General features: G+C 43.3%; 9 protein-coding genes. 5 read left to right on the top strand and 4 right to left on the bottom strand.

Annotated features, from left to right (window positions below; translation table 11 throughout):
• The 4 genes from QAS77_RS09400 to QAS77_RS09385 form a co-directional block, all read left to right on the top strand.
• The coding region (locus QAS77_RS09400) for an AMP-binding enzyme (protein WP_442920369.1) at window positions 1-505 on the top strand (505 nt) is incomplete at its 5' end.
• A gap of 69 nt (window positions 506-574) precedes the next feature.
• Window positions 575-1,222 carry an orotidine-5'-phosphate decarboxylase gene (gene pyrF / locus QAS77_RS09395; protein ID WP_305065149.1) on the top strand — a complete coding sequence of 216 codons (648 nt, stop codon included), beginning with the start codon at window positions 575-577 and terminating at the stop codon, window positions 1,220-1,222.
• A gap of 70 nt (window positions 1,223-1,292) precedes the next feature.
• Window positions 1,293-2,402, top strand: coding sequence for an adenosylcobinamide amidohydrolase (locus QAS77_RS09390; RefSeq protein ID WP_305065148.1), 1,110 nt, complete (start codon window positions 1,293-1,295; stop codon window positions 2,400-2,402).
• A 157-nt stretch (window positions 2,403-2,559) separates the two neighbouring features.
• Window positions 2,560-3,414 (top strand): HD domain-containing protein, encoded by an 855-nt coding sequence (locus QAS77_RS09385; RefSeq protein WP_250868714.1) that lies wholly within the window; start codon window positions 2,560-2,562, stop codon window positions 3,412-3,414.
• Window positions 3,415-3,470: 56 nt separating this feature from the next.
• Here QAS77_RS09385 and QAS77_RS09380 read toward each other — a convergent pair whose 3' ends face one another.
• Window positions 3,471-3,980, bottom strand: coding sequence for a DUF6141 family protein (locus QAS77_RS09380; RefSeq protein WP_305065146.1), 510 nt, complete (start codon window positions 3,978-3,980; stop codon window positions 3,471-3,473).
• Window positions 3,981-4,231: 251 nt separating this feature from the next.
• Here QAS77_RS09380 and QAS77_RS09375 point away from each other — a divergent pair, with 251 nt between their 5' ends.
• On the top strand, window positions 4,232-5,572 hold the full coding sequence (locus QAS77_RS09375) for a tripartite tricarboxylate transporter permease (protein WP_305065144.1): 1,341 nt from the start codon (window positions 4,232-4,234) through the stop codon (window positions 5,570-5,572).
• 330 nt (window positions 5,573-5,902) lie between these two features.
• On the opposite strand, the gene QAS77_RS09370 is transcribed toward QAS77_RS09375, so the two are convergent.
• From QAS77_RS09370 to QAS77_RS09360, 3 genes are all read right to left on the bottom strand, one after another.
• Complete coding sequence (locus tag QAS77_RS09370; RefSeq protein WP_305065143.1) at window positions 5,903-6,070, bottom strand: hypothetical protein; 168 nt, start codon at window positions 6,068-6,070, stop codon at window positions 5,903-5,905.
• Between the two features lie 120 nt (window positions 6,071-6,190).
• Window positions 6,191-6,376, bottom strand: a complete 186-nt coding sequence (locus QAS77_RS09365) for a hypothetical protein (RefSeq protein ID WP_250868709.1) — start codon at window positions 6,374-6,376, stop codon at window positions 6,191-6,193.
• 82 nt (window positions 6,377-6,458) lie between these two features.
• Complete coding sequence (locus QAS77_RS09360; RefSeq protein ID WP_305065141.1) at window positions 6,459-6,800, bottom strand: PRC-barrel domain-containing protein; 342 nt, start codon at window positions 6,798-6,800, stop codon at window positions 6,459-6,461.
• Window positions 6,801-6,873 lie beyond the last annotated feature (73 nt).

The raw sequence follows: 6,873 nt of genomic DNA, 5'->3' as shown, positions 1-6,873 counted from the left end.
CATTGACACATACTGGAACAAATGGGGAACCGACACCTACCTTGCCGGTGATGGTGCACGTAAGGATAAGGACGGCAACTTCTGGATACTTGGAAGATTGGACGATGTCATCAAGGTATCAGGCCACAGGCTTGGAACAATGGAGATCGAAAGTTCACTGGTCTCGCACCCCTCGGTTGCCGAAGCTGCGGTTGACGGAAAAGTGGACGAGATAAAAGGAGAGGTCATCTATGCCTATGTGATCCTTGACTCATCCTGTGGTGATTCCTGTTCACTCCTTGAAGATGAATTGAGGCAGCATGTGGTGGATGAGATCGGACCTATCGCACGCCCTAAGAAGATCATCTTCACCGAGGAGCTGCCAAAGACGAGAAGCGGAAAAATAATGAGGCGTGTTCTAAAGGCTATTACGAACGGAACGGAAATAGGGGACATCTCCACACTCCAGGATCCTGCAGTTGTTGAAGATCTGAAAAGAAAGGTTAATGAGATAGGGGAACAATGAACTAAAATAAAACGAACCAGCCATTGTATGTTCGGCTGGTGAGATACCGGACCTTAAAGGAGTTGACCAATGGAAAAAAAGAACCGACTCATCCTTGCTCTGGATGTAACTGACAGGGAGAATGCCCTTCGTATCGCTAATGAAGTTTCCGACTATGTGGATTCCATAAAGGTAGGATATCCGCTGGTCCTTGGAGAAGGCCTTGGTATAGTCAAGGAACTTGTGGAAATTGCACCCGTTATCGCTGATTTCAAGGTTGCCGACATACCCAATACTGACAGACTTATCTGTGAACACGTGTTCAATGCCGGAGCTGCCGGGATCATTACCCACGGATTCACAGGTCGCGATAGTCTTGATTCCTGTGTGAAGGTTGCTAATGATTTCGGAACTGATGTTTATGTGGTCACAGAGATGAGCCACCCAGGTGGTGTGGAGTTCTTCCGCCCGGTTGCCGAGGATATCGCCAAAATGGCAGTGGAAGCAGGAGCATCAGGAGTCGTAGCGCCTGCAACAAGACCTGAAAGAGTAAAAGACATACGTAAGATCATCGGAGAGGAACTGAGCATTATCTCACCGGGTGTGGGAGCTCAGGGAGGCAGTGCTGCCGATGTTATAAGGGCAGGTGCTGACTGGGTAATAGTCGGAAGAAGTATCTATAATTCCGATTCTCCGGCAAAAGTCGCAAAGAAGATATGCGATGAAATGAATTGCTGATATTGTATTCGCCTGTGATGATGAACTGGCCTGAATATGTGATGAGCCCTATGAGTACTGAGGCGATACAATGAGCAATGATATGATGGAAAGAAAGATACTTTTAGAAACTTCCGGAAAGGAAGTCATCTATATGCAAGACAGTTCCCTTATCGTAGAACTTCCAGAGGGAAGAAAGACGCTTAGCACTTCCTGGCTTAACGGTGGCTACAACGATAACATCGAAAGCGTCCTGAACCACACCATCGCTCACAGAAACCATGGTGCAGCCGACCTTGAAGGCGGAAATGTTGAAGAATATCTGAAGATAGTTTCTAAAAGACTTGGAATTAAACCTGAGAATGCTACAGGGATGCTTACGACAGCAAGCATGGAGAACGCTGTTGTAGTTTCAAATTCGTTCAGAGGTCTGGAGGTCACTGTCATTGTCACCGGAGGAGTGGAGATCAACGGCGGACGTGCCGGAGATGAAGCCTCCTATTATCAGGAAGATGAACGCTTCGAACCTGTCGGAGGAACGATAAACGCTATTTTGCTCATTGGTGCAGACCTTCCGGACTATGCCCTTACACGGGCTTTGATGACTGCAACCGAAGCTAAGACCGCTGCACTGCAACAGCTTATGGCCCCCAGCCGCTATTCCAGTGGCATAGCCACAGGTACCGGAACCGATATGATGATAATTGTGGCAGATGGCACAAGCCCTATCAGACTTACGGATGCAGGCAAGCATTCCAAATTAGGGGAACTTATAGGGAAATGCATGATAGAAGCCGTCATCAAGTCCATAGGGATGCAGTCGGGAATTACAGCCATTACGCAACGAGATATGCTTGTCAGGCTTGAAAGGTTCAAAGTGGACGAATCCATGTACTGGAAAGTGGCATCCACCCTTGAAGGTGAGAACAAGAAGCCAGCATTTATAGAGAAACTACGCAGAGCTGCAAAGGACCCGACACTGGTAAGCCTGACAGCATCCGTCCTTCATATAGTAGACGAGATATCATGGGGACTAATGCCGGAAAATTCCGGCAGGAAAGCAGCTTTTGCCATCATGAGAGAAGTGCCTTCCATTTTCGATATTGATATTGAGTTACCCTTTCACGATATATTGAACGATCATGATACAATTCTTGATAATTGGATACGAGTAACAGCCTGGACCATAAAGAACAGCTAACCCTGTCGAACCTTGGGACATACATTTTATTTTTAATTCCTACATTATTTATTACCCTCATCAGTTCAACCCCTATTAACTGGAATATTCGAAATGTTTAACTGTAGGATATCAATCCTTATAGACAATCAGTAGATAAGAAAACGGAGTTCTGCTCATGAAAATACGAGAGATTATCATCAAATATTGTGACAATACTGAGAAAAAAGGTAACGGATTATTAATTCACTCCGGTCATCCTTCAGAAGAGATCGAATTGCCGGAATTGTTCATGTATATTGACGACTGGTCCGAAGAGCCTTCAAGAAAGATATGGAGAAGCGATGTTCATCAAATGATAGTTATTAAAGAGGACGGGAAGTTCAGCGTCTATGAACACGCAAGGATGTCAGGTTACCGTATACAGTTGCTGGAACTGGATGAACGATATGGCGAGAAGGTGGAGAAGGACCTTACCGAGCTTGGAGATGTGTTCGCCTTTGTAAACTATGCACACCGTAAGAACAAAAGGAAGTCAGGAACACCTTTCATCACCCATCCGATAGACGTTGCTTCCATACTGATCAAAGAGAATGCATCTACTGAGCTTATCTTTGCAGGTTTGTTGCATGATATTGTAGAGGATGCTGATTTCACCCCGGTCGATATTCGAAGAAGATACGGTCCTTTGGTAGGCGATTATGTCAATGCGGTAACAGAACCTACTGAACTAAGGCAAGGCGATGGTGCAGTGAGCTGGAAAGCACGCAAAGAATACATGATAAAGTCCATCTCAAGGGCAATGTCAGAAGTGAAGCTGCTCTCCTGTGCTGATAAACTTGCAAATCTGAGAGAACTTATACAGGATCTCGAAAGAGATGGAGAGAGTGTATGGGAGAGGTTCAATGCACCAAAGGACGAGCAAGAATGGTATTACAGTTCAATGCTCGAAGCATTTACAACAGGTCCCCAGACCATTGCAGATACTTTTGTTTTCAAAGAGTATAAGAAATGTGTTGAACAACTGTTCTGAACAACTGTTTCAAACAGATAGACTGAAAAAACGAAGGCATGAGCTGCCTGGAAGTCTCAGGCAGTTCTGGCAGCTTTATTCATTGCATCCAGGAATTCGTGCGGATCATGTGAACCTATCATAAGGTTCTTCCCATTTTTGAACTCGAGCATTATACCGCCATTGCCACTGACATTGTATGCCTTTCCTTTTCGTCCATAACGTATGCCCCAACCACCGTAATCCCTGAGGGCATTATAGGTCACTATACGATAGCTGGCAATCTCATCGAATTCAAACCTTTTGAATGAAAGATGGAAGGGGAAGAAGCGTACATAAAGGCCATCATACCTAACTTCTGTTTTGAGGTTCATTGAAAGGATAAGGGCAGGAAAGAAGAAACCGAATACCACTGCGAACAAGGCGACCATACTATCAGATCCGGGATTGTCACCGAACGGAATACCAAGAATAAGCTGCTGGTAGGCCCCATAAAAGGTAATCGCTGACGGAGTTAGCAATATCACAATGAGCCAATATTGTCTGAACTTTTGTGTTTCACTGAATAGCGTAATATTTTCGACCATGTTGATGCCCATTTGCATCCCATATATCTTAATGTTTGACTAAATGTAGTCAAATGCATAAATAATTAATCGTGTTTCCAAATAAAAATTGATAATAAAATAATCATAAAATTAAAAAAAAGTGAAATGTTTATAACAATAAAGATACAATCAAGTAAAAAAAATCAGAATTAGAGTTCTAAAAAAAAGCAACAATATAGTTAATTAATAGCTACTGAAAGATAAATTAAAGAACATTAGTAAGAAGAAACATGGATATTGAGATCTCCGTCCTGATACTATTATTGTCCGTACTTGCCGGATATACGCTTGGGATATTCTCAGGACTTGTGCCCGGGATACACACGAACAACTTCGCACTTATGCTGGTGGCATTATCCCCCATTTTCATGGACTGGGGCATCCCTCCAACATATATAGCAGTAGCCATAGTTGCAAATTCCCTGTCCCATAGTTTTCATGACATCATCCCGGCAATATATCTTGGCGCTCCGAACGATGACATGGCACTGGCAGTCCTCCCCGGACATCGATTGTTGCTCGATGGGTACGGGTCCGAGGCCATACGCCTGTCCGCACTTGGAAGTGCCGGTTCCGTTGTTGTTTCGCTCTTACTTGCAGTCCCCCTGGCATTTGCATTCAGCATTCTCTACCCTGTCCTGCAATCCTACCTTGGCTGGTTGCTCCTGATTATATCCATAGCCCTTATAATGACGGAAAAAGGAGAACGTGTGATAAACCAAGGTTCCCTTGTGAAATACAAATACAAAGCATACGCCCTCATCCTCTTCCTCCTCACAGGAATACTGGGAACCTTTGCATTCAGGATGGAAAGCAACATGAACCCATTGATAAACATGGGATCTGCGTCAATACTGCTTCCACTTCTCAGCGGGCTTTTCGGCGCATCCCAGCTTATTATCAGTTTGTTCTCAGGTTCCAGTATCCCTCCACAGAAATATTCGAAGATGGAACTTCCTGTAAAAAGGATAATCAGGGGAGTGATAACAGGTAGTGCAGCCGGGTCCATTGTAGCCTGGCTTCCCGGGATATCCTCATCCATAGCCGCAGTTCTTGCGAGACTGTTCATAAGAAGCAATTTTGAAAAAGAGACAGTGATCGAAGAAGAAGACTTCGATGAACAGATGGAGGGATCAAAGGAGTTCATAATAGCAGTATCAGGTGTGAACACCGCAAATGCGATCTTCGGATTATTTGCCCTTGCAGTAATAGGAAAAACACGTAGTGGAGCAATGGTGGCCATCAACGAGATAATAGATGCAGCCAGTTTAGACCAACAGTTCATCCTCCTTTTCCTTATCGTGATATCCCTTACGGCGTTCCTCTCATATTTCTCGACCATTAAGATCGGAAACAACATACACAGGTTACTCGCAAAGCTCGATTATTCGAAAATATGCATCACAGTCCTCGCAGGACTTACACTGATGAGCCTGCTTTTCACCGGATTTTTCGGCCTGATGATATTCATGATAGCAATACCCCTTGGCATGTCAGCATCCTTTATGAAGATACGAAGATCACATGCAATGGGAGTTATATTGCTGCCGGTGATATTGTACTTTTTGTAAAATGAAGTGAACTGCCACTTTGGGTATTAAGAAGGAAAGTTAAAAACACTAATAAGCCTGCGAAATGTACCAGATCAAAAAAAGTACATTTGCATAAAACCCATATATAAGATCACATTTCCCCATCTTTTAACTGGTGACATATGTCCGGGAAAATGAAGGTTCTTGTTTGTATCTTGAACTCATCCAAATTCCAGCCTTTTTTATCAATTCATTGAAGAACAGCTTTTCGCTTCTGCTCTCCCCATTTACGGTCACTGCAACACAGCATACGAAGAAAACTTCATGATTTTCATTAAAATAGTAACAGCACTAAGAGCATCCACAAGTTCAATTTGAGCATTTACACAGCTTCTTTCCAGCGTGTCCTTTTTCTCCCTCACATAGAACACCAAAATCTTCACAAATATAGAGAGAAGAAACTTCCCACTCCTTTTCGTTCAGACATGAACCACAGTTTCTACACATACTAACCATTTTAATTTCTTTATCAGTCATATCAGATCCGCCGTTTTATTATTATCAACATTATCCCACATCAAAAAGTTCTTCCTCAACTTAAACTCAGCGCTCTTCAAAAATATCATTGCAACACAGCATAAGACGAAAACATCTTCATCAACACCATTGTACGAGTCTTTGTTTAAGTGCCGTTGTGATCCGCTCATGCAGTTGCAGAACGTCTGATAGGAAATACCTGTAACTGGACAGCGAGATTGTAGGGCATCCCACATTCAATGTTCTCACAAGGGGGTTTATAGGACTTCGGGGGTCGAGTTTACCTGACCTACCAGCTTTCGCCATGAACAAGACTCATGAAAAGCGATTAAAAAAGAAAGTCCAGGAACCTGCACATGAAGTCCCTGTAATATTAAATTGATGCAATTTAGCATTTCACACAAAGCGGACAGCCAAAGTGCTTGTAGATCTTTTCTTCGTATTCGCGAGTGCTTACATCAGGCCATTTATCCTCTGAAAAACCCGGTGCACTATCCAGCGTGGAGCTAACAACATCCAGAATGAAACTGTGTTTTTCCCCTGCTTTGAAAACTCCCCAGGGAATGCCAACATATCCATCCCTACTTTTGAGCGACACAATGACGTATGGAATACAATTTTGCTCCAGGTCTATCATAAAGTCTATGAAAGTCCCAATTTCTTTTCCTTCTGCATCCTTTATAGGATCCCTGGCTATTGTTTCTACAGATAACATCTTAGGTTTTGCCATATTGTATTTCCCCCATTAACTAATTCAACGGGCATTTATCATACCCAGAATAAGAATGTGAGATAAAACTATT

It is taken from the genome of Methanococcoides sp., from assembly GCF_030594565.1.
Classification (GTDB): domain Archaea; phylum Halobacteriota; class Methanosarcinia; order Methanosarcinales; family Methanosarcinaceae; genus Methanococcoides; species Methanococcoides seepicolus.
The sequence above is the reverse complement of the archived record's forward strand: the minus strand, read 5'-3'. Positions and strand labels throughout refer to the sequence as shown.

Excerpts from the sequence above, each read along its gene's own strand:
- pyrF (WP_305065149.1), top strand. The coding sequence starts at position 575 with ATGGAAAAAAAGAACCGACTCATCCTTGCTCTGGATGTAACTGACAGG.
- QAS77_RS09390 (WP_305065148.1), top strand. The coding sequence starts at position 1,293 with ATGAGCAATGATATGATGGAAAGAAAGATACTTTTAGAAACTTCCGGA.
- QAS77_RS09375 (WP_305065144.1), top strand. The coding sequence starts at position 4,232 with ATGGATATTGAGATCTCCGTCCTGATACTATTATTGTCCGTACTTGCC.
- QAS77_RS09360 (WP_305065141.1), bottom strand. The coding sequence starts at position 6,800 with ATGGCAAAACCTAAGATGTTATCTGTAGAAACAATAGCCAGGGATCCT.
- QAS77_RS09380 (WP_305065146.1), bottom strand. The coding sequence starts at position 3,980 with ATGGTCGAAAATATTACGCTATTCAGTGAAACACAAAAGTTCAGACAA.
- QAS77_RS09370 (WP_305065143.1), bottom strand. The coding sequence starts at position 6,070 with ATGACTGATAAAGAAATTAAAATGGTTAGTATGTGTAGAAACTGTGGT.
- QAS77_RS09365 (WP_250868709.1), bottom strand. The coding sequence starts at position 6,376 with ATGGCGAAAGCTGGTAGGTCAGGTAAACTCGACCCCCGAAGTCCTATA.
- QAS77_RS09385 (WP_250868714.1), top strand. The coding sequence starts at position 2,560 with ATGAAAATACGAGAGATTATCATCAAATATTGTGACAATACTGAGAAA.